This is a genomic window from Pararhizobium qamdonense (genome assembly GCF_029277445.1).
Classification (GTDB): domain Bacteria; phylum Pseudomonadota; class Alphaproteobacteria; order Rhizobiales; family Rhizobiaceae; genus Pararhizobium; species Pararhizobium qamdonense.
In genome coordinates this window covers 1,296,499-1,317,355 of record NZ_CP119566.1, presented here as the reverse complement: position 1 = coordinate 1,317,355, position 20,857 = coordinate 1,296,499, and the positions used below count along the sequence as shown (strand labels likewise).

18 protein-coding genes are annotated in these 20,857 nt (G+C 60.6%); 4 read left to right on the top strand and 14 right to left on the bottom strand.

The window, feature by feature from the left end; all coding sequences use genetic code 11:
- Nucleotides 1-232 precede the first annotated feature (232 nt).
- Complete coding sequence (locus tag PYR65_RS06265) at nucleotides 233-490, top strand: DUF2171 domain-containing protein (protein ID WP_060639437.1); 258 nt, start codon at nucleotides 233-235, stop codon at nucleotides 488-490.
- Nucleotides 491-553: 63 nt separating this feature from the next.
- Here the strand turns inward: PYR65_RS06265 and PYR65_RS06260 are convergent, their stop codons facing one another.
- Nucleotides 554-910 (bottom strand): hypothetical protein, encoded by a 357-nt coding sequence (locus tag PYR65_RS06260; RefSeq protein ID WP_276120334.1) that lies wholly within the window; start codon nucleotides 908-910, stop codon nucleotides 554-556.
- A gap of 387 nt (nucleotides 911-1,297) precedes the next feature.
- Here PYR65_RS06260 and rpoH point away from each other — a divergent pair, with 387 nt between their 5' ends.
- Nucleotides 1,298-2,203 carry an RNA polymerase sigma factor RpoH gene (gene rpoH, locus PYR65_RS06255; RefSeq protein ID WP_060639435.1) on the top strand — a complete coding sequence of 302 codons (906 nt, stop codon included), beginning with the start codon at nucleotides 1,298-1,300 and terminating at the stop codon, nucleotides 2,201-2,203.
- Between the two features lie 88 nt (nucleotides 2,204-2,291).
- Here rpoH and PYR65_RS06250 read toward each other — a convergent pair whose 3' ends face one another.
- Both PYR65_RS06250 and PYR65_RS06245 read right to left on the bottom strand, forming a co-directional pair.
- Entirely contained in the window at nucleotides 2,292-4,610 is a 2,319-nt protein-coding gene (locus PYR65_RS06250; protein ID WP_276120333.1) for a hypothetical protein, read from the bottom strand.
- A gap of 62 nt (nucleotides 4,611-4,672) precedes the next feature.
- Nucleotides 4,673-5,971 (bottom strand): adenylosuccinate synthase, encoded by a 1,299-nt coding sequence (locus tag PYR65_RS06245; RefSeq protein WP_060639433.1) that lies wholly within the window; start codon nucleotides 5,969-5,971, stop codon nucleotides 4,673-4,675.
- A 401-nt stretch (nucleotides 5,972-6,372) separates the two neighbouring features.
- On the opposite strand from PYR65_RS06245, the gene PYR65_RS06240 reads away from it, so the two are divergent.
- Nucleotides 6,373-7,305, top strand: coding sequence for a DMT family transporter (locus PYR65_RS06240; RefSeq protein ID WP_276120983.1), 933 nt, complete (start codon nucleotides 6,373-6,375; stop codon nucleotides 7,303-7,305).
- Here PYR65_RS06240 and PYR65_RS06235 read toward each other — a convergent pair.
- The 10 genes from PYR65_RS06235 to ybgF form a co-directional block, all read right to left on the bottom strand.
- A complete protein-coding gene (locus PYR65_RS06235) occupies nucleotides 7,302-7,643 on the bottom strand; it encodes a GNAT family N-acetyltransferase (protein WP_276120332.1) in 342 nt (113 codons plus the stop codon). The genes PYR65_RS06240 and PYR65_RS06235 overlap by 4 nt on opposite strands.
- The gene (locus tag PYR65_RS06230; RefSeq protein WP_276120331.1) at nucleotides 7,588-7,830 is read right to left on the bottom strand and encodes a hypothetical protein; all 243 of its coding nucleotides are present in this window, start codon (nucleotides 7,828-7,830) and stop codon (nucleotides 7,588-7,590) included. Before PYR65_RS06230 ends, PYR65_RS06235 begins: the two co-directional genes overlap by 56 nt.
- A gap of 89 nt (nucleotides 7,831-7,919) precedes the next feature.
- Nucleotides 7,920-9,515, bottom strand: a complete 1,596-nt coding sequence (gene serA / locus PYR65_RS06225) for a phosphoglycerate dehydrogenase (protein ID WP_060639430.1) — start codon at nucleotides 9,513-9,515, stop codon at nucleotides 7,920-7,922.
- A gap of 75 nt (nucleotides 9,516-9,590) precedes the next feature.
- A complete protein-coding gene (locus tag PYR65_RS06220; RefSeq protein ID WP_276120330.1) occupies nucleotides 9,591-10,769 on the bottom strand; it encodes a phosphoserine transaminase in 1,179 nt (392 codons plus the stop codon).
- Nucleotides 10,770-10,921: 152 nt separating this feature from the next.
- Nucleotides 10,922-11,728, bottom strand: a complete 807-nt coding sequence (locus PYR65_RS06215) for an outer membrane protein (RefSeq protein ID WP_276120329.1) — start codon at nucleotides 11,726-11,728, stop codon at nucleotides 10,922-10,924.
- A gap of 181 nt (nucleotides 11,729-11,909) precedes the next feature.
- Nucleotides 11,910-12,731 (bottom strand): outer membrane protein, encoded by an 822-nt coding sequence (locus PYR65_RS06210; RefSeq protein ID WP_276120328.1) that lies wholly within the window; start codon nucleotides 12,729-12,731, stop codon nucleotides 11,910-11,912.
- A 231-nt stretch (nucleotides 12,732-12,962) separates the two neighbouring features.
- Nucleotides 12,963-14,315 carry a phosphoglucosamine mutase gene (gene glmM / locus PYR65_RS06205; protein WP_060639427.1) on the bottom strand — a complete coding sequence of 451 codons (1,353 nt, stop codon included), beginning with the start codon at nucleotides 14,313-14,315 and terminating at the stop codon, nucleotides 12,963-12,965.
- Between the two features lie 359 nt (nucleotides 14,316-14,674).
- Entirely contained in the window at nucleotides 14,675-16,615 is a 1,941-nt protein-coding gene (gene ftsH, locus PYR65_RS06200; RefSeq protein WP_060639426.1) for an ATP-dependent zinc metalloprotease FtsH, read from the bottom strand.
- 138 nt (nucleotides 16,616-16,753) lie between these two features.
- Entirely contained in the window at nucleotides 16,754-18,034 is a 1,281-nt protein-coding gene (gene tilS / locus PYR65_RS06195) for a tRNA lysidine(34) synthetase TilS (RefSeq protein WP_276120982.1), read from the bottom strand.
- Nucleotides 18,035-18,107: 73 nt separating this feature from the next.
- Entirely contained in the window at nucleotides 18,108-19,103 is a 996-nt protein-coding gene (ybgF, locus tag PYR65_RS06190) for a tol-pal system protein YbgF (RefSeq protein WP_276120327.1), read from the bottom strand.
- 262 nt (nucleotides 19,104-19,365) lie between these two features.
- Between ybgF and PYR65_RS06185 the strand changes: the two genes are divergently transcribed.
- Nucleotides 19,366-20,211 (top strand): alpha/beta fold hydrolase, encoded by an 846-nt coding sequence (locus PYR65_RS06185; RefSeq protein WP_276120326.1) that lies wholly within the window; start codon nucleotides 19,366-19,368, stop codon nucleotides 20,209-20,211.
- A 64-nt stretch (nucleotides 20,212-20,275) separates the two neighbouring features.
- Here PYR65_RS06185 and pal read toward each other — a convergent pair whose 3' ends face one another.
- On the bottom strand, nucleotides 20,276-20,803 hold the full coding sequence (pal, locus tag PYR65_RS06180; protein ID WP_060639423.1) for a peptidoglycan-associated lipoprotein Pal: 528 nt from the start codon (nucleotides 20,801-20,803) through the stop codon (nucleotides 20,276-20,278).
- Nucleotides 20,804-20,857: the final 54 nt, after the last annotated feature.

Here is a 20,857-nt window from a genome sequence, read left to right as displayed (position 1 = left end):
CCCCTTCGAGGCATGAGCTCTCTGGAAACCGGTGCGCCCATGAGCCGTTTGCGGCCACGACGATTGGCGATACCGTGATGGTCTGCCGCCGCGACGAACCGAAACCGGCAATGATGGAGTGAAGGTTTTATAGCCATCCTGCCCGGATTTGGTGACGGACGGTTTTCTCACACCGGCATGCATCCTTTCCGGCTCTCACGCGTTTTGGCAGGACCATAAAAGGAGAGCCCCGATGGTTGATGTCACACAGATCAGAGAGCATGCCGAAGTAATCAGCGCCGACGGTCTTCATGTCGGAACGGTCGATCGCGTCGAAGGCGATCGCATCAAGCTGACCAAGAAAGACAGCGGCTCCGGCCATGAAGGCCACCACCATTTCATCGCGCTGGAACTCGTCGCAAGCGTCGATGAAAACCGCGTCCGCCTCAGTGCCAATGGCGATGTGGCCGTCATGTTCGAGGAAGAACAGGACAACTCCCCCATCCATTGAGTGCCCCCAGCCATTGAGTGAAGGGTATCAGAGCCCCGTTCCCGGCGGGGCTCTCGTCTTGCTTCAGGACCGTTCGCAGGACGAAAGCAGATGTCCGGTCATGGCCTTTTTCCGGGCCAGCAGTTTCCCCATGGAATTGACCGCTTCCTGCATTTTCAAATGAGCATCGTCACTATCGCCCCCAGCGTTCCGGATGTTGGCTTTCGCACGCTCGAAAGACAGATTGAACTTTGCTGAATAGTGATCAAAAACCTGCCTGTCCTTATCCTCCGCATGCGCATCGCTCAGCAGTTGGAACAGCGCACCACACAGGAAAGGCCGTTGATCATGAATGTAGACGGCTTTTACGGTCTGGTCCTGCGCTGACGCTGTTGCCGCAGATAAAACGGCTATACCAGCAACCGCTAGGATCTTGAGCATTGTCCATCCCCTCTTTGCCGATCCTCGCCGTGACGATCGTCAGGGGCATTTCAGCACAAATTAGATCAAATGCAATCTAAAATTGATCATGTACAAAATACACGCAAAATCTGGGACCACGCCGCCGCGTTCGGCCTGTCAGCAGATGTCGCGGCATGGAGGATTTTTGCAGGAAAAGTGCCAGTTCCAGCCTTGATATTTCAGGGACGGACACAATTTACGTGTCGTAACCCGACTGGAGCATGCGCTTCTCTGGCTTCACATCTCTGTGAAACCGGAGTTCTTGAATCATGCTTTCGCCGCGCTTATCTATGAGGATGTGGGGTCGGATAGACCCACATGCCCGGCCTGCCAAGAGGAGGCCGGAACGCGAAAGGGGGGTGCATCATGGCCCGCAGTACGTTACCGTCGATTACCGCCGGAGAAGGCGGTCTCAACCGTTATCTCGATGAAATCCGCAAATTTCCCATGCTTGAACCGCAGGAAGAGTACATGCTCGCCAAGCGGTATCAGGAGCATGACGACCGTAAGGCCGCCCATCAGCTCGTAACCAGCCATCTGCGCCTCGTAGCGAAGATCGCCATGGGTTACCGTGGCTATGGCCTGCCAATTGGTGAAGTCGTTTCCGAAGGCAACGTCGGCCTCATGCAGGCGGTCAAGAAATTCGATCCGGAACGCGGCTTCCGTCTGGCCACCTACGCGATGTGGTGGATCAAGGCTTCGATCCAGGAATATATCCTGCGCTCGTGGTCGCTGGTGAAGATGGGCACGACCGCCAACCAGAAGCGGCTGTTCTTCAACTTGCGCCGCCTCAAGGGCAAGATCCAGGCTCTCGACGAGGGTGATCTGAAACCCGACCAGGTCGCGCATATCGCCACGACCCTGAAGGTCTCGGAAGCCGAGGTCATTTCGATGAACCAGCGGCTTTCAGGCGACGCATCGCTGAACGCGCCGATCAAGGCGGGCGAAGGCGAATCCGGCCAGTGGCAGGATTGGCTGGTCGATGACCACGACAATCAGGAAGACATCCTGATCGAACAGGACGAACTGGAAAACCGCCGCAGCCTTCTGTCGAGCGCCATGAACGTTCTGAACGACCGCGAACGCCGCATCTTCGAGGCCCGCCGCCTGACTGAAGATCCGGTCACGCTTGAGGACCTGTCGACCGAGTTCGACATCAGCCGCGAGCGTGTCCGCCAGATCGAGGTCCGCGCCTTCGAAAAGGTCCAGGACGCCGTCCGCAAGGCGGCGCAGGATCGTCAGAATGCGCTTCGGGTCGTCGAAGACGCCTGATCGCGGCATTACCTGAACCAATAAAAAACCCGGCTGGATCGCTCCAGCCGGGTTTCTTTTTGTGCTTTTGAGAGAGCTATACCAAAGATTACTGACCGGCCGGGTTAGGCGTTGCAGCCAGGCTCCAGGCCTGCATCGCCTTCGTAAACGCCTCCGTGCCGGCGGCTCCCTTTTCCAGGGTCAGCAGCGCGCGTCGGCCGTTGCGGTAGGTCAGCGGAATATCCATCCAGCCGCGTGTGCGCAAAAGCTCAGTATTCGTCGCAACGGCTTCCGGGAAGTCGTTGAGCGCGATCATGTGGAAATCCTCGGTGATCTTGGCCGGAACCGCAATCAGCGCATCGCCACGATCCTGCTCGTTGCGCTTCATCGAAACACGCTGCACGCTATCGATGCTGCCGCCTTCGAAATTTTCCGGCAGCGAGAAGACAAATTCAATCACATGGCTGGCCGGCAGCGACGAGTCGGCATTGCGCTTGATCGTCATCAGGGCCGTCAGGCCGCGCTCGGGCACATTGATCTGTGCCTGAACGACCGGCTCCGGCTTGGCATCGCCCCCCGGAGACTCTTCCTTGACCGACCAGGCAACATTGCCCTCGATGGCGGTCGGGGCCGACTGGCCGAGCCGCTCCTCATAGAGAAACATTTTCTGGGCACCGGCCGGGACCTGCTGCGTCGCAGGATTGGCGGCCGGCTGCTGGCCCGGCACCGGCTGGGCAGGCTGCGTCCCATCCGTCGGCTGGGCGGCAGGGGTCGTTTGCGCCGCCTGCGCGGTATCGACGGGCTTGCCCGCCTCCGTCTGCGCCGCGACCGATTTACCTTCCTCGGTGGCGCTGGCGCCAGTGGCAACCACAGCCGGGCCCGGATCGATCTCGCTGCCATCCTGCTGCAGGCGCTGTGTGAACTTGCCGCTGCCTTCGACAGCTGCGACCTCGGTATTGGCCGGCGTCTGCGTCTGGTTGTTGGTTTCCGGCGTGCTCAGATCCCTGGCGCCCTCTTCGGGTGCTGTGGTTTCCGGCGTGCTCTGGCCCGGAATATTGGCGGTGATCGATGCCAGCGTGCTCGAGACCCAGGAATTCACCGTGGTCTGGTTTTGCCAATAGGCATAACCGCCACCGCCCAGGATCAAAAGGAGCACTGCAGCAAGCCCGATGGCCTTGCCGTTCAAACGCGAGCGTTTCGGCTCGACGCGGTAGGAAACGGGCCGTGACAGTACTTCGACATTTTCGTCTGTGGCAGCCGGCGCCCTGCCCGTCTGCGACGAAGCTGCCGCACCAGCCGCTGCCGCCGTGCCGCCATGGGCCAGGAGCTCGTCAATATCGTTCCAGCTGTCATTGGCAGCGGCGCGCTGTTCAGGCTCAGCGGCAGGCGTTTTTTCGACCGGCCAGGACCAATCGGCAATGGCCGGTTCCGACGCTTCGGCAGGGGCCGCTGCGGGCGCTTGCGTGAAGGGATCCTTGTCGTCCCAGGCCCAAGCATCAGGCTCGCCCGGAGCCTGCTCTTTGGCGCCGATTTCCTCGTTCAGCAGCGTTACGGTTTCAACCGGCTCGTATGTTGTAAGATCGGGAATGTCATCGGCAGCAGGGGCAGCTTCGGCAGCCTCCGTCCAGACCGGTTCGCTATGGGCGGTCGCCGGGACAGGATCGTTCCATTCCGGCAATTCCCACTCGGTGGACGCCGCAGGCATGGGTTTTTCTTCGACCGGCTCTGCAGGCGGTTCGACCGCTGGCTCGGCAACCTCCTGCGGTTCCGGTTCTGCCGCAGTATCAGGAACGTAAACCGTTTCCTCGACCGCGCCATCGCGCTCCTCCGGCGCATATTCGGCCGCAACCGGATGATCCGGATCATACGGCGTGACCGGCCGTGGCTCTTCGGCCTCAACCGCATGCTCGGGCTCGGGCTCGGGAATATGGTCTTCTACGGGAGCCGGGTCATAAGCGGGTTCCACAACCGGTTCAGGCGCCACATAAGCATCTTCCACCGGCGGCTCGACGGCATCCACAGGCTCAGCGGCCGCAACAGGCTCTTCGACGGGTTCAATGGCCAGCGGCGGCTCGGCGGCGAAGGCCGGGCGTTCGTCCTCGACGGGCGGGGCTTCCTGCTCATATGGCTCCGCCGCAGGTGCGGCGGCATGATCCCCGGCCTCGGCAGCTTCTTCAACGACCGAATCATCGTACGCCTCTTCAAGGGGCGCAAGCGCTTCGGCGTGATCGTCCTCGACCTCGGTGATCGCCGCCTCGAGCTTGACCATCTGGCGTTCGATCATCTCGTCGGAAGGACGAGGCTTCATGCTTTCGAGCTGACGGCGGACGGCGCCACGGGCCTTGTCATAGACCTTGGCCCGCATTTCGGGAACATTGTCCGACAGACCATCGACGGTCCTTCGAATAACTGCAACAAAATCCGCCATCAGAACTTTCTCATACCATCGGCGTGTTTACGCCAAATTCTTCCCTGGTCGTCAACGTCAGACTAGTCCTCAAACGGGTCCGTCACAAGTATGGTGTCGTCACGCTCCGGACTGGTGGACAGAAGAGCGACCGGCGCACCGATCAACTCCTCGACCTGACGCACATATTTGATGGCCTGGGCGGGAAGCTGGGCCCAGCTGCGGGCACCGACGGTCGATTCTTTCCAGCCTTCCAGCGTGATGTAAACGGGCTTCGCCTGAGCCTGCTGCGCCTGGCTTGCCGGCAGGTGATCGATCTCGGCACCATCCAGCGTGTAACCGACGCAGATCTTCAATTCATCAAGGCCATCGAGCACATCGAGCTTGGTGAGCGCGATGCCGGTAATGCCGTTGGTGGCAACCGACTGGCGCACCAGGGCCGCATCGAACCAGCCGCAACGGCGCTTGCGCCCCGTGACCGTGCCGAACTCATGGCCCTTTTCGCCGAGGAACTGGCCGATTTCGTCATGCAGCTCCGTCGGGAACGGACCTTCGCCGACGCGGGTCGTGTAGGCCTTGGTGATGCCGAGGATGTAGCCGAGCGCACCGGGGCCCATGCCCGAGCCTGCAGCGGCCTGACCGGCGACTGTGTTGGACGAGGTGACGAACGGATAGGTGCCGTGATCGATATCGAGCAGCGTGCCCTGCGCGCCTTCGAACAGGATGCGCGCACCCTTGCGGCGCTGGCGGTCGAGCAAGAGCCAGACGGTTTCCATGAACGGCAGCACGCGGGCAGCGATCGAGGAAAGCTCGCTCATGATGGCCTCATGGCTCACTTCGGCTTCGCCAAGACCACGGCGCAGCGCATTGTGGTGGGTGAGCAAGCGGTCGACCTTGGCCGGCAGCGTATCGAGATCAGCGAGATCCATGACGCGGATGGCACGGCGGCCGACCTTGTCTTCATAGGCCGGGCCGATGCCGCGGCGCGTCGTGCCGATCTTGGTGCCGCTGTTGGACGCGGCATCTTCGCGGATGCCGTCGAGCTCGCGGTGCAGCGACAGGATCAGCGTGGCATTATCGGCGATGCGCAGGTTTTCAGGCGTGATGGAAACGCCCTGCTTGTCGAGCTTTTCGATTTCGGCCAAGAGCGCATGCGGGTCGATGACCACGCCATTGCCAATCACGGCGAGCTTGCCCGGACGCACGACGCCAGAGGGCAAGAGCGACAGCTTGTAGCTGGTGCCATCGATCACAAGGGTATGGCCAGCATTGTGCCCGCCCTGAAAGCGCACAACGATGTCGGCACGCTCGGAGAGCCAATCGACAATCTTGCCCTTGCCTTCATCACCCCATTGCGATCCGACCACCACGACATTCGTCATTTCAGATTTCCTGTTTCCTTGGCGCCAGTCATGCGCTGTCTTCAAACCCGCGCATCTATACTGTTTTGTTTTTTGGAAAGCGACCCTGTTTAACCGGGGATTCGGGGTTTTTGCATGGTAAAGACCGCATTTGACCCTGAGATTCTGCGTCTGAGCACTGTTTCACAAAACAGGATTGTCCCTGCATAGGGGTAAAACGCACCGGACCTGTCCGGTCATCACAGGGCTTGCGCACCCCATTGCCTGCCCGCAACGCCACGCGCAATGGCCGCCCGCGCGCCCATGGTCCATAATGTGGACTTGCCTTCCTCGCCCGTATGGATTCAATGCAAAGGGAAACTCTGCGCCGGCAAAGGCCGGTCCTGCAGCACCGGACGTCTACCGTCATCACGACCGCCATCATGCTTTGCTTAGGGAATACCGTGCCCGTCAATCTGCAAGCCTATATCATTTTGTGCATCACCACCCTGATCTGGGGCGGGAATACGGTGGCAGGGAAAATGGCCGTCGGCCACGTCAGCCCGATGATGCTCACAGGCCTGCGCTGGGTCATCGCCTGCACCGTGCTCCTGATTTTCGCAGCCCCGCAGGTGCGCCGCGATTTCCCGGTCATCCGCAGGAACTGGCTGCTCCTGCTGGGGTACGGCACCGTCGGCTTCACCGCCTTCAATGCCTTTCTCTATTCCGCCCTGCAATATACCAGCGCCATCAATGCCGTTATCGAACAGGCCGGCATCCCGATGGTGATTTTCGTGATGAACTATGTGCTGTTTCGCACCGCGTTTTCTCTGGCACAGATCGCCGGTTTCACGCTGACACTGGGCGGCGTGGCCCTGACCGCATCGCATGGCGACCTGACCACGCTGCTCTCGCTCGATCTCAACCAGGGCGACGCCATGATGATGGCGGCCGTGCTCGTCTATGCCGGCTATACCGTGGCGCTGCGCTTCAAGCCGGAAATCCACTGGAAAAGCCTGATTGCGATTTCCGCCCTGGGGGCGCTGATCAGCTCCATTCCGCTGGTGATCTGGGAGTTTTCCACCGGCCGGATGATCTGGCCGGATATGCAGGGCTGGGTCATCGTCGCCTATGCGGGCCTCCTGCCCTCGCTCGTCTCGCAAATTCTTTATGTGCGCGGCGTCGAACTGATCGGCCCCAACCGGGCCGGCCTGTTCATCAACACCATCCCGATCTTCGGCACGCTTCTGTCGATCACCCTGATCGGCGAGGCGCTGCAGACATTTCATATTGCTGCCATGGGGCTTGTTCTCGTCGGGATCGCCGTGGCCGAGCGCGGCCGTCCGCGGCCTGCGCAAACCGCGAAGACACCCTAGCGAAAATTCTCACCGGCAAGCGTTCGCTCCATATAGACCGCCTCGCCACCATAGCTGGAAAGTTTTGCGCCGAGCGCCTCTTCCATCCGCACGCCAAAACCCTGCCGCTCCCAGAAACCTTGTGATCCATTGACGGAGACAAGTGCCATGGTTCCATAGCCATCCCGGCGCGCCGCCACCGCCAGCAATTTTGCCACCCTTGCGCCCGCACCTGAGCCACGCGTTCCCGGCAATAAAGCCAGATCGTGAAGATACCAGATATCCGCATCTGCCGGGATCGCCTCAAGCCTTGTATCGATCGGCGGTGGCGAGAGGCGGCGCCAAGGGTGGCTGAGCACATATCCGCAAATCTCGCCGCGTTTTTCCAGGACGAAACATCCGGCCGGGCACAAGTCCCAGGCGCTCGAACAGAACCGCGCGGGCCTCGGGGAAATCGGCATGCACGATGCGCTGGATCGCGTCGATCGCCTCGATATCGGAAGGGCTGGCCGGGCGCCAATGGGCGGAGCGGTCTGTTGCGTTCATGGCATTCAATTTCATCAAACGGCAAACGCGCCGGAGGGTATCCGGCGCGTTCAAATGTCGGCCCTTAAAGGCCATTCCGCATAAGCGGCTTAATCGACGTTGAAGACCAGCGGCTTGGCGGCCCGGATGGCCGGGTTGGCGCGCAGCTTGTCGAGCACGTCTTCCGACACGGCACCATCGACATAAAGCAGCGCGATGGCATCGGCGCCGGCATTGTGGCGGCCGAGCTGGAAGTTGGCGATGTTGACGCCGGCATCGCCGAGCGTCATGCCGATGAAGCCGATCATGCCGGGAACGTCGGTATTGGTGATGTAAACCATGTGGTTGCCGACATCGGCGTCCAGGTTGATATCCTTGATCTGGATGAAGCGCGGCTTGCCATCCGAAAACACCGTACCGGCGACCGAGCGCGTCTGGTTGTCGGTCGTGACCGTCAGCTTGATATAACCGTCGAAGACCCCCGACTTGTCGCGCTTGACCTCGGACAGGATGATGCCCTTTTCCTTAATCATGACCGGCGCCGAAACCATGTTGACGTCGGACACCTGACTGCGGATGAGACCGGCAAGCGCCGCACTCGTCAGCGCCTTGGTGTTCATTCCGGCGGTCGATCCATCATAAAGGATCTCGATTTCCTTGATGGCGCTTTCCGTCACCTGGCCGACAAAGGCGCCGAGCACGTCTGCGAGCCGGATGAAGGGCTTCAGAAGCGGCGCTTCCTCAGCCGTGATCGAGGGCATGTTGATGGCGTTGGAGACCGCACCCTTGACCAGGTAATCCGACATCTGCTCGGCCACCTGCAGCGCGACATTCTCCTGGGCTTCCGTGGTCGAGGCGCCCAGATGCGGCGTGCAGACGACGTTCGGCAGGCCAAACAGCGGGCTTTCCGTTGCGGGCTCGACTTCGAACACGTCAAAACCGGCGCCGGCGACATGACCGGACTTGATGGCGTCGGCAAGCGCCTGCTCATCGACTAGACCGCCGCGTGCGCAGTTGATGATGCGAACGCCGGGCTTGGTCTTTGCCAAGGCTTCACGGTTGAGGATGCCGCGCGTCTTGTCGGTCATCGGCACATGCAAAGTGATGAAATCGGCCTGGGCGAGCAGCTCGTCCAGCTCGACCTTGGTGACGCCCATTTCCTCGGCGCGTTCCTTCGACAGGAAGGGGTCATAGGCCAGAACATGCATCTTCAGGCCGATGGCGCGGGCGCAGACGATGCCGCCGATATTGCCGGCACCGATGACGCCGAGCGTCTTGCCGGTGATTTCGACGCCCATGAACTTGGACTTTTCCCACTTGCCGGCCTGGGTCGATGTATCGGCCTGCGGCAGCTGGCGGGCCACGGCAAACATCAGCGCGATCGCATGTTCGGCCGTGGTGATCGAGTTGCCGAACGGCGTGTTCATGACGATAATACCGCGGCGCGAGGCGGCCGGGATATCGACATTGTCGACGCCGATACCGGCGCGGCCGATGACCTTGAGATTGGTCGCGGCAGCGATCAGCTTTTCCGTCGCCTTGGTGGCGGAGCGGATGGCAAGGCCATCATAATTGCCGATAATCGCGGCAAGCTTTTCCTTGTCCTTGCCGAGCTGCGGCTGGAAATCGACATCGACGCCGCGATCACGGAAGATCTGGACGGCAGTTTCCGACAGTTCATCGGATACGAGTACGCGAGGTGCCATGGGAGGCCTCCATTGGTTTCGTCAAAAGGGAATGGGGATGGACAGCCGCGCCCTGTTGGCGCGGCCTAAAGCCGGTTAGGCCGCTGCCTGAGACAGCGTCGCCTTCTGGGTCGCAAACGCCCAGTCGAACCAGGGCATCAGCGCCTTGATATCCGAGGTTTCGATCGTCGCACCGGCCCAGATCCGGAAACCGGAGGGCGCATCGCGATAGGCGCCGATATCATGGGCGACACCCTGCTTTTCGAGCAGCGCGACCATGCCCTTGGCAAAGGCATCCTGGCCGGCAGCGTCAAGGGCCGCAATGTCCTTGTCGATGATCTTCAGGCAGACCGATGTGTTGGACTGCGTTGCAGGATCGACCGCCAGATTGGCGATCCAGTCCGTCTTCTCGACAAAGTCATGAATGGCCTGCGCGTTGGCATCGGCACGCGCGATCAGGGCGTTCAGGCCACCGAGCGACTTTGCCCAGGTGAGCGCATCGATATAATCCTCGACGCAGAGCATCGACGGCGTGTTGATCGTCTCGCCCTGGAAAATGCCTTCGATGATCTTGCCGCCCTTGGTCATGCGGAAGATCTTCGGCAGCGGCCAGGAAGGCTCATAGCTTTCCAGCCGTTCGACGGCACGCGGCGACAGGATGAGGATGCCATGCGCGCCCTCGCCACCCAGAACCTTCTGCCAGGAGAAGGTGACGACATCGAGCTTGGCGAAATCGAGGTCCTGTGCGAATGCAGCAGAGGTCGCATCGCAGATGGTCAGGCCCTTGCGGTCAGCCGGAATGAAATCGGCATTGGCAACCCGCACGCCCGATGTGGTGCCGTTCCAGGTGAAGACGACATCGCGGTCGAAATCGACCTGAGAGAAATCGACAAGCTTGCCGTAATCGGCAACGAACTTGCGGGTGTCGGGGAGCTTCAGCTCCTTGACGACATCCGAGACCCAACCGGAGCCGAAGCTTTCCCAGGCGACCATATCGACGCCACGCGGGCCGAGCAGCGACCAGAGCGCCATTTCGACGGCGCCGGTGTCGGAGGCAGGCACGATACCGATACGGTAATCCGCCGGAACCTGCAGAATTTCACGGGTGAGATCGATCGCCTGCTTCAGCTTGCTCTTGCCAACCTTGGCACGGTGCGAGCGCCCGAGGGCCGCATCAGAGAGCGCATCAAGCGACCAACCGGGGCGCTTGGAGCAGGGACCAGAAGAAAAATGGGTGTTTGCCGGACGCAATTCCGGTGTCGCAGGGGTCGTCATCAAAGCTATCCTTCCAGATAGAAAGCCTCTCGTTAGGGAGAGGTGGCCTGCCGCCGTGGATATTGCGGACAGGCCCGGAAGTCAAGAATGATGTGTCGTTTCCGGAAAGATTTTTGACGCTGCAAGCATTGCCGGAGCAAAGGTTATTGTGGCTACCAAAGAGACATGCGCAGACCGGCGCGGATTTCGTGGCGGCCGAGGCCGTCGTCGAGGCCGTCAATATCGCTGCCGTTGAACAGGTCGCCATCGGTGATCTGCGAGTAGCGGTAGCCGACATCGAGTTTCAGCCGCTCGGTCATGTTGTAGGATACGCCGGCCATCAACGCGTAGGTCAGGCGCCAGCTGCTTTCGCCGTCGAAGGTCTGGTTGACGGCGGCGGCACCGGAGCAGGCTGCAGCTCCCGGAACGCAGCTGGTGCGCAGGGCAACGTCGTTCCAGCGCAGTTGCGTGACGCCGAGACCGGCGCCGACATAGGGCGTCAGGCCAGCGACGGTCGCCAGATCGACATAGCCATTGGCCATCAGACCAATCGCCTTGTAATCGGCATTGAGGCCGCCGCCGCAGGATGTGCCGAGCGCCTCGCCGGCGCAAGGGATGTTTGCCCGGCCATGTCCACTGACATCGCCCTCGAAATATTCTCCAGTCAAATCGGCCCGGAACATGTCGTTGAACTGATAGCCGACGCCGACAGTGCCGGAAAAGGGCTGGTCGAAATCATTGTCGAAAGATGCGGTATTGGTCGTGCCGGTTCCGGCATCGAACAGTCGCAGCGATGGGTCGCCGCCGCGCGTCCATCCGGCGTAACCGAGATCGCCGCGCAGGTAAAAACCATGGCCGACTGTGTCTGTGGTCGAAATGCTAACCTCGGGCGCCTCGAGGAAATCGGCAGCAATCACCTGCCCGCCGGCAAACAGCAGGATCAGTGCAGATGCATTGAGGAGAGTGTGCCGCAACTTCATTGGACCGTCCTTGGAAATTGGTAACAGCGGCAGAACCCGCCGCCCGCGTTCATATGCTCTGATCATCGCATCCAGCGGTTAACCTCAGGTTAAGCATGCTTCTTAACCAAACGGATCCATCAAAAACCGAAAAGGCCGCCCGGAAACCGGACGGCCTTTGGTGACGGATCGCGCGATGCGCTTACTTGTAGACGATCGGCTCGGCCGGCGGCACATAGGCCTCCGCGCAACCGCCGAAGGAATAGCGCAGACCGGCGCGGGCTTCATGCAGATAGATGCCCTCGTCGCGACCTGGACCGCTATTGGCGTTATAGCCGAACATATCGCCGGCGAGGACATGGCGGAAACGGTAGCCGACATCGGCCTTCAGGTTGCAGGTCAGATCGATCGCCGTACCGGCCATCAGGCCGTAGGTGAAGCGCCACTTGCTGCGGCCGTCATGTTCGAAGCTCGGATCGCAATTGCCCGGGTTGCCGGTTTCGCAGCTGGTGTTGCGCAGCTTGTCCCACCTGACCTGCGTACCGCCGATGCCGGCGCCGACGTAAGGCGTGAATGAGCCATATGTGCCGATATCGACATAGGCGTTGGCCATCAGGCTCCAGGCAGCGATTGCCGAAACATCGCGCGAGGTGCAGGACACGGCAACACCGCAGCTGCCGGACGTCGAGCCATCGAAATCGGCCTTGCCGAGATAGTCGAGCGTGAGGTCGGTACGCAGATAATGGTTGATCTGGTAACCGACACCGACGCCTGCGGTCCAGCTGTCATCGAGATCGGCATCGTCGAAATCGCGAACGAAGCGGCCGGGACCCTGATAGAAATTGGCGCCGCGAAGCTTGGTGAAGGCATAACCGACATCACCGCGCAGATACCATCCGCTGGCTTCCGCCAGCTGAACCGGCTCAGAAACGGGCTGCTCGATCGGCGGCTCATAAAAATCCGCGGCGAAGGTTGCGTTGCTGCCGAGCATAGCTGCAACAACGCCAATCAAAATAGTCTTCATGGCCACACTCCAATACTTCTTGCTGCCTGGTCAGCCGAAAGACCGGCTTCCAACAAATTGTGTTGATGTGGATCATGAATAGGAAAGGTTAAGGTCTGATTAACTACAAAAATTTACCGTAACTGTTAAGAGATTGGGCGCATCCGTAAGCAACATCCGCCGCTTCGTAAACAACGCACAAAAAAGACCGGGCAAAACCCGGTCTCTTCAAGTCTTTTTAGAGACGTGCGCTTAGGCGACGTCGCGCGCGCCGCCGATGACGCTGACCAGTTCATCGACAATGCGCTCGACCTGCGCCCGGTCATCGCCCTCGGCCATGACGCGGATCAGCGGTTCGGTGCCGGACGGACGGATCAGCAGGCGGCCGTTCTTGGCGAGTTCTGATTCCGCATCGGCAATGGCCTTGCGAACGGTGGCGTTTTCAAGCGGCATGCCGGCCGATACGCGCACATTCTTCAAGACCTGCGGCACGGGATCGAAGCGGTTGCAGACCTCGCTGACCGTCTTGCCCTGGCGCTTGACGCAGGCCAGGATTTGCAGTGCGGCAACAAGGCCATCACCGGTCGTGCCGAAATCGGAAAGCACCAGATGCCCGGACTGCTCGCCGCCGACATTGAAGCCGTGCTGGCGCATATGTTCGACCACATAGCGGTCGCCAACCTTGGTGCGGTGCAGATCCAGCCCACGGCCGTTGAGATAACGCTCGAGCCCGAGATTGGACATGACGGTCGCAACGATACCGTTGCCCTTGAGCACGCCGTCATCGGCCCAGCTATTGGCGATCACCGCCATCAGCTGATCGCCATCGATCACCGTGCCGTTTTCATCGACGATCAGCACCCGGTCGGCATCGCCATCCAGCGCAATGCCGATATCGGCCCGGACCTCATGCACTTTGCGCGACAGAGCAGCCGGATGGGTGGAGCCGCAGTCGAGGTTGATATTCATGCCGTTCGGCTCGTTACCGATGGTCACGACATCGGCGCCGAGTTCCCAAAGAGCGAGAGGGGCGACCTTGTAGGCGGCACCATTGGCGCAGTCGATGGCAACCCGCAAGCCCTGCAGCGTCACATCGCGCGGCAAGGTGCGCTTGGCATGTTCGATATAGCGGTAGATGTCGCCCTCGACGCGCTTTGCCCGGCCGATTTCCTGCGACTTGGCAAGCTGTGCCGTCATATCCTTGTCGAGCAGATCTTCGATCTGCCCCTCGATCTCGTCGGAGAGCTTGTAGCCATCCGGGCCGAACAGCTTGATGCCATTGTCCTCAAACGGATTGTGCGAAGCCGAGATCATCACGCCGACATCGGCGCGCAGCGACCGCGTCAGCATCGCAACGCCGGGGGTCGGGATCGGTCCGAGCAGGAAGACATCGAGCCCGGCCGCAGTAAAGCCGGCCACCATCGCATTTTCCAGCATATAGCCGGACAGGCGCGTGTCCTTGCCGATCACCACCCGGTGACGATGGGCGCCATTGCGGAATATGGTGCCGACGGCGATGCCGACCCGCATGGCGAGATCAGGCGTCATCGGAAAGACATTGGACTGCCCGCGGATGCCATCCGTGCCAAAATATCTGCGCTTCATAAGAACTCCAATTTTCATCAGGGTGCCGGCGCCCACCCAGAGCGCGCTTCCGGCGACATCGCCTTTGATTTAACCTCAAGCCCAAAAGGTCATTGCAACAAAACCGTCGCCGGGGGCCTCGCAAGAGACCGCTTTCCCACAGCGCCCAGATTTTCAGTTATGCCTGTAGTTGCGCCAGAATCCGACGCATCCTTTTGGGCGACCTTGCTACGTCATGCCATAAATCTTCCGCGGCATCATCCCGTTCTATCATCAGAATTCATTACAGCGCGTTACCAACACGGAGCCATCAGGGACAAAGAAAAACCGCCGCGCATGACGGCGCGGCGGTCCAATTTCGTTTTTTGGCTAGGTGCCGATTATTGCGGCTGCGGTTCAAACCCGCCTTCGGCCTCGTCACCCTTGCCGACAGAACCGTCTTTCTTGGTTCCGGCAGACGGGACAGCCGAGCCGCGATGCGGTGTCGAATCGTCACCGAGATCACGCGCTGGCTTTTCGCCGCGGATCAACGCCTTGATCTCGTCGCCGGTCAGCGTTTCATATTCGAGCAGGCCTTCAGCGATCGCAACAAACTCGCTGTGCATGTCAGTGATTATGCGCTTGGCTTCGAGATAGGCTTCGTCGATCAGGCGGCGGATCTCGTTGTCGATCTTCTGGGACGTTGCCTCGGACACGTTCTTCGACTGCGACACGGAATGACCGAGGAAGACTTCCTGCTGGTTTTCGCCATAGGCAACCTGGCCGAGCTGGTCGGAAAAGCCCCACTGGGTCACCATTGCCCGGGCAAGCTTGGTTGCCTGCTCGATATCGGAGGACGCGCCGGACGTGATGTTTTCCTTGCCGAAGGTAATTTCCTCGGCAACGCGGCCGCCCATCATGATGGCGAGGCGCGATACCATCCACTTGTAGCTCATCGAATAGCGGTCGCCTTCGGGAAGCTGCATGACCATGCCGAGAGCACGGCCGCGCGGAATGATCGTCGCCTTGTGCAGCGGATCGGCAACAGGGACCTTCAGCGCCATGATCGCATGGCCGGCCTCGTGATAGGCGGTCAGCTTCTTTTCAGCTTCGGTCATGGCGGACGAGCGGCGTTCCGCGCCCATCATGATCTTGTCCTTGGCGTCTTCGAATTCCTGCATGGTGACGACGCGCTTGTTGCGGCGCGCGGCCATCAGGGCGCTTTCGTTGACGAGGTTCATCAGGTCAGCACCGGAGAAACCAGGGGTACCACGGGCCAGAACCTTGAGGTCGACATTCGGAGCCAGCGGAACGTTGCGGACATGCACCTTGAGGATGCGCTCGCGGCCGTTGATATCCGGGTTCGGCACCACGACCTGGCGGTCAAAACGGCCCGGACGCAGAAGAGCGGGGTCAAGAACGTCGGGACGGTTGGTCGCAGCGATCAGGATGATGCCTTCATTGGCCTCAAAGCCGTCCATCTCGACCAGCAGCTGGTTGAGCGTCTGCTCGCGCTCGTCGTTACCGCCGCCAAGACCGGCGCCACGATGGCGGCCGACGGCGTCGATTTCGTCGATGAAGATAATGCAAGGGGCATTCTTCTTGGCCTGTTCGAACATGTCGCGGACACGGCTTGCGCCGACGCCGACGAACATTTCAACGAAGTCCGAACCGGAAATCGTGAAGAACGGCACGTTGGCTTCGCCGGCAACCGAGCGGGCAAGCAGGGTCTTACCGGTACCTGGAGGGCCGACGAGCAGCACGCCGCGCGGAATACGGCCGCCAAGGCGCTGGAACTTCTGCGGGTCGCGCAGGAATTCAACGATTTCTTCCAGATCTTGCTTGGCCTCATCGACGCCCGCAACGTCATCAAACGTCACGCGGCCGTGCGCTTCAGTCAAAAGCTTGGCCTTGGACTTGCCAAAACCCATCGCACCGCGAGAGCCGCCCTGCATCTGGCGCATGAAGAACAGCCAGACACCGAGGATGAGCAGCATGGGCAGCAAGGTGCCGACATAGCTGAGGAAGCCGGAAGAGCCGTCAGTTTCGGGGCGAACCGTCACGGTGACATTCTTGGCTTCCATGCGCTCGGTCAAAGCCGTATCGATCGCAGGCGCATAGGTCTGGAAGGTGGCGCCGCTCTCGGCATAGGAGCCGATAACCTTGTTGCCGGTGATCACCACTTCCTTGACGCGACTTCCGTCAACATCCTTCAGGAACTGGGAAAAAGGCACATCCTTCGAACCCGTCCGCTCTGTCGGCTGCTGGAACATGCTGAACAGCGCGATCAAAAGCAGGGCAATGATTGCCCACAATGCAAAATTTCTGAAATTAGGGTTCATCGAACTCCCCGGAACCTCTGTCGCAACCCGCAATGATTTGTGGCTGCATTCTTGCGCCTAACATAGGGTTGCGTAACCGCCTTGCCAAGGCAAACTCAAGACGAACCTGACTTTTCCGTCAAAACCCCAACTTTTCCGTCAAACATTATGAACGGGAGGAGCAGGATAGCCATCACGGCCAAAGAGAGCGGCGATACGATTGGCCATCATCAGGTCGAAACACGGCAAAAAGGTGTCGTAGAGGCCGAGATGGGCTTGCACCAAGGGCGTTGGCGGCACTGCGGCCTGCGCATCGGTGAGAGCGGCGAACGCCGCAACCGCACCGAAGCTGATAGCGGATTTGACGGCGCGCTTGGCCACCGGTTCGGGCAGGCCTGCGGCAATCAGTCTCGCGCAAAACGCGGCCGTTTCGCCGCCCGCATGGACGGCAATCCGGTCACGACCGGTATTTTCGACGAAAAAGCGGCCATCCCACAGCGCGCATTCGCCGGGGTGAAGCTCGAGATGCGGCAGCCCCCTTGCCTCGCGATAGAGATAGAGCCCCGATTTGCGGTTATCGAAGACCACCCGCCCCGCCGTCATCCGTCCGCCGCCGGGCGATTTCAAAAACGCAGCCAGCCGCGCAGCCGTTTCCCGGCCTGGAAGATGCGCACGGCCACCGGCCACGGACGCGAGCGACAGAAGCGTACGCGCGCAGTCGGGGTCGTCCACCTTGGCCGAGAGTGCCGGATCCACGCGTGCCACCAGCCCCTCGAACCCCTGGACCTGCCGGGACAGCAGCAGCGCCGCACGCTCGCTTGAGGCAAGCCGGGCTCTACCGGCCGCAAGGATATCCGCAGGCGGCGAGCCGCTCCCGGTTAATGCATGGCGCATGCGCACACGCTCGAAGTGCCGGTTGTCGTTGCTCGGGTCATCGAACCACCCCTCGCCTTTCGCGGTTAGAAAGGCGCGGATCTCCGTCCGGTGCAGAGGAAGAAAAGGCCGCAGAACCCAGGCCCGTCGCTCGACAAGAACACCGGCCGCCATTCCGGCGAGACCGTGCGCGCCGGGCTTCGAACGTGTCTGCCGCATGGCAATCGTTTCGGCCTGATCGTCAGCGGTGTGGCCTGTGACGATGCAAAGCGCGCCAATCTCCTGCGCGGCATCGGCAAGCAGGCGATAGCGCGCTGCCCGCGCTGCCGCCTGAATACCGGTCACAGGCTTGTCGCCGTGCCAGCGGCGGATGCTGTGCGCGATGCCTCTTTGCGCGCAAAATGCTGCCACCGCGTTCGCTTCCGCAGCGGATTCGGGCCGCAGAGCATGATCGACAGTGCAGGCCGACAGGGAAAAGGCGGAGAAGCCACCGAGCGTGATTGCTTCATGCAGCGCAAGCAGCAAGCCTTTTGAATCGCTGCCGCCGGAAACGGCGGCGAGGATCATGCCGGGGGTCTTGAAGGTGGAGAGAAATTGTTGTGCCGCCTTAAAAGCGGCGTGCGGCGCGGCGCGGTCCGCCTCAGCAGGCAAGACGGCCCTGTTCGCTGGTCACCTTGGCCTTCACGGCCTGTGACGCCTTCGGGTAGCGTTTGTTGACCTCGCGCAGCGTGGCGCAGGCCGTGTCCTTGTTGTCGAGGGCTGCCAGCGACATGCCGAGCTTCAAGAGCATTTCCGGAGCCTTGGGCGATTTGCTGTAGGCCTGGTGCGCATTCAGAAATGTCTTGGCGGAATCGTTGAACTTGCCTTGGGAATATTGTGCTTCGCCCATCCAGAAGCTCGCATCCGCGGCTTTTTCGCCCTTCGGGAACGCTTCGAGATAGCTGCGGAATTCGTTTTCGGCCTGGCTGTAATCGCCTGTCAGCACATGGCCATAGGCCGACTGGTAGAGATCGCCGGGATTGTCGAGTGCTGCCGTCTGCTGCTGGGTGTCCGGCGTCTGGTTGAGCCCCTGATCCGTGCCGGGAAGCGAGGATTCAAGGCTCGACGTATCCTGGTTTGCCGCAACGGGATTGCCGTTTTCGTCAAAGATGATCTGGCCAAGCGTCGCCGACGGCGCGCCCGTATTGCCACCGGCAACGGTACCCGATCCCAAACCTGTGTTGGGATCGGTTGCCGTTGCCTGATCGGTGGCTGACGGCGCAGTCGCGGCAGCCTGATCGGTGGTGCGTGGTGTTTCCAGCTGGCTCTTCTTGGTGGAGCCCGACTTGCCGCCTTCCAGTTCCTGGAAACGAAACTCGTTATCCTCCTGGAACTTGCGGATCTGCTCCTGCATCTGCAGAAGCTGGTAACTCATCTCTTCGATACGCCCGTTGAGCGAGCGGATCTGTTCCTCGAGCTGCCCGATGCGTCCAACCTCACTCGACTGGACCTTGAGCAGCGGCGCGTTCCCCGGCGACTGGGTTTCGCCGTGAATTGCGCGGTTAAACAGCGCGGAAAGCGGCATGGCGGTGACTGTCTGTCCAAAGCCCGCAAAGGCAGTCAGGCCGATCAATCCCGCCACGACAAAATGTTTCATGTCATGTGTCCTGTTTATCTATCCACTCTCACCCGAACCGGTTCAAATCGGTCGATGGATGATTTCCGCACAGTTTTCCAATTGGCCTCAAAAAGCAACGGAGTTCGGTCAAAGTGTGACAAAAAAGAAAGAGCAGCCCGAATGTCCAAGCTTTCTGCCGCGCGTCGATTGAAACCACCACACTGACCAAAGTCCTCTTGCCAAAACCAAAAACTGAATTCAATATGCAACTAGTTTCATTTCGCAATCTGGAGGGCGGGATATGGCAGTTTTGACGATCAGGCGCGGCGAGGTGGAGATTGCCACTGAAACATTCGGCCATCCCATCGACCCCGCCCTGCTTTTGATCATGGGGGCGATGGCCTCGATGCTGTGGTGGCCGGAGGAGTTCTGCGAGCAACTTGCCGCGCGCGGACATTTCGTCATCCGCTATGACAATCGCGATACGGGCCTGTCCACGATCGACCCGCTTGGAAAGCCCGGTTATACGCTTTCAGACATGGCGCAGGATGCCGTCGCAATTCTCGACGGTTACGGGATCAAAACCGCAGATATCATCGGCATGTCGATGGGCGGCTTCGTCGCCCAGCGCGTTGCACTGTCCCATCGGGCCCGCGTCCGGACGCTCACAATCATAAGTTCGAGCCCGCTTGGAATTGACGGCCTGCCAGGTTTTACCGATGCGTATAACGCACATGCGGCCACAGCCGAGACGCTTGACTGGACCGACCGCGAAAGCGTCACCGGTTTCATGATGCGCGACGTTCGCATGATAGCAAGCACCGCCCATCCGCATGACGAAGCCGCTGCACTTCAACTAATCGAGCACGACATGGACCGTGCCCGCTCGTTTGCAAACGCCACCAACCACTTCCTGGTGGAAGGCGGCGACGATAAAAAGCAACTGGCCGCAGCAGACCTGCATGTCCCCCTCCTCGTCATTCATGGAACCTCGGACCCGATCTTTCCGCTCGCCCATGGCGAGGCTTTGGCAAACGCCGTCGCGGGCGCGAAACTGGAGCGGATCGAGGGTGGTGGCCATGAGCTGCACAGGAACGACTGGCCGCAGATCATCGGCGCCATCGCGGCGCATGGCGCAGCCGCATAACGAAAAAAGGGCCGCGTGAAAAACACGCGGCCCTTTGCAATTGAGATCGTCCGGCTGTCGGCAATTACATGCCGGCGCCACCGAGAACCGTGACGGCGCGGCGGTTCTGCGACCAGCAGGAAATGTCGTCGCAGACAGCGACCGGCTTTTCCTTGCCGTAGGAGATCGTGCGGATCTTCGAGGCCGAGATACCACGCGAGGAGAGGTATTCCTTGGTCGAAGCCGCACGGCGTGCGCCGAGCGCCAGGTTGTATTCGCGGGTGCCGCGTTCGTCGGCATGACCTTCGACCGTGATGGCGTAGTTCGGGTACTTGGCCAGCCACTGAGCCTGGCGATCAAGCGTTGCCTGAGCGTCTGCACGGATCGAGGTGGAGTCCGTATCGAAGAAGATGCGGTCGCCGACATTGACGGTGAAGTCCTGGGCCGAGCCCGGGGTCGCTGCGGAGTTGGCACCAAGGCCAAGATCGCCGGCGCTGTTCATCGGCTTCTTGGCGCAGGCGGCGAGAGCCAGGCTGGCAAAGAGAGCGATCATGATCGGGTTGCGGGCGAGGGATTGCATGCGGCCTGCGGCCTGGGCGTGAATGCGGCTCATGGGCCGGTCTCCTTGGATGGTCGGAATTCAGGGTTGCCAGACTGTAACCGGAAG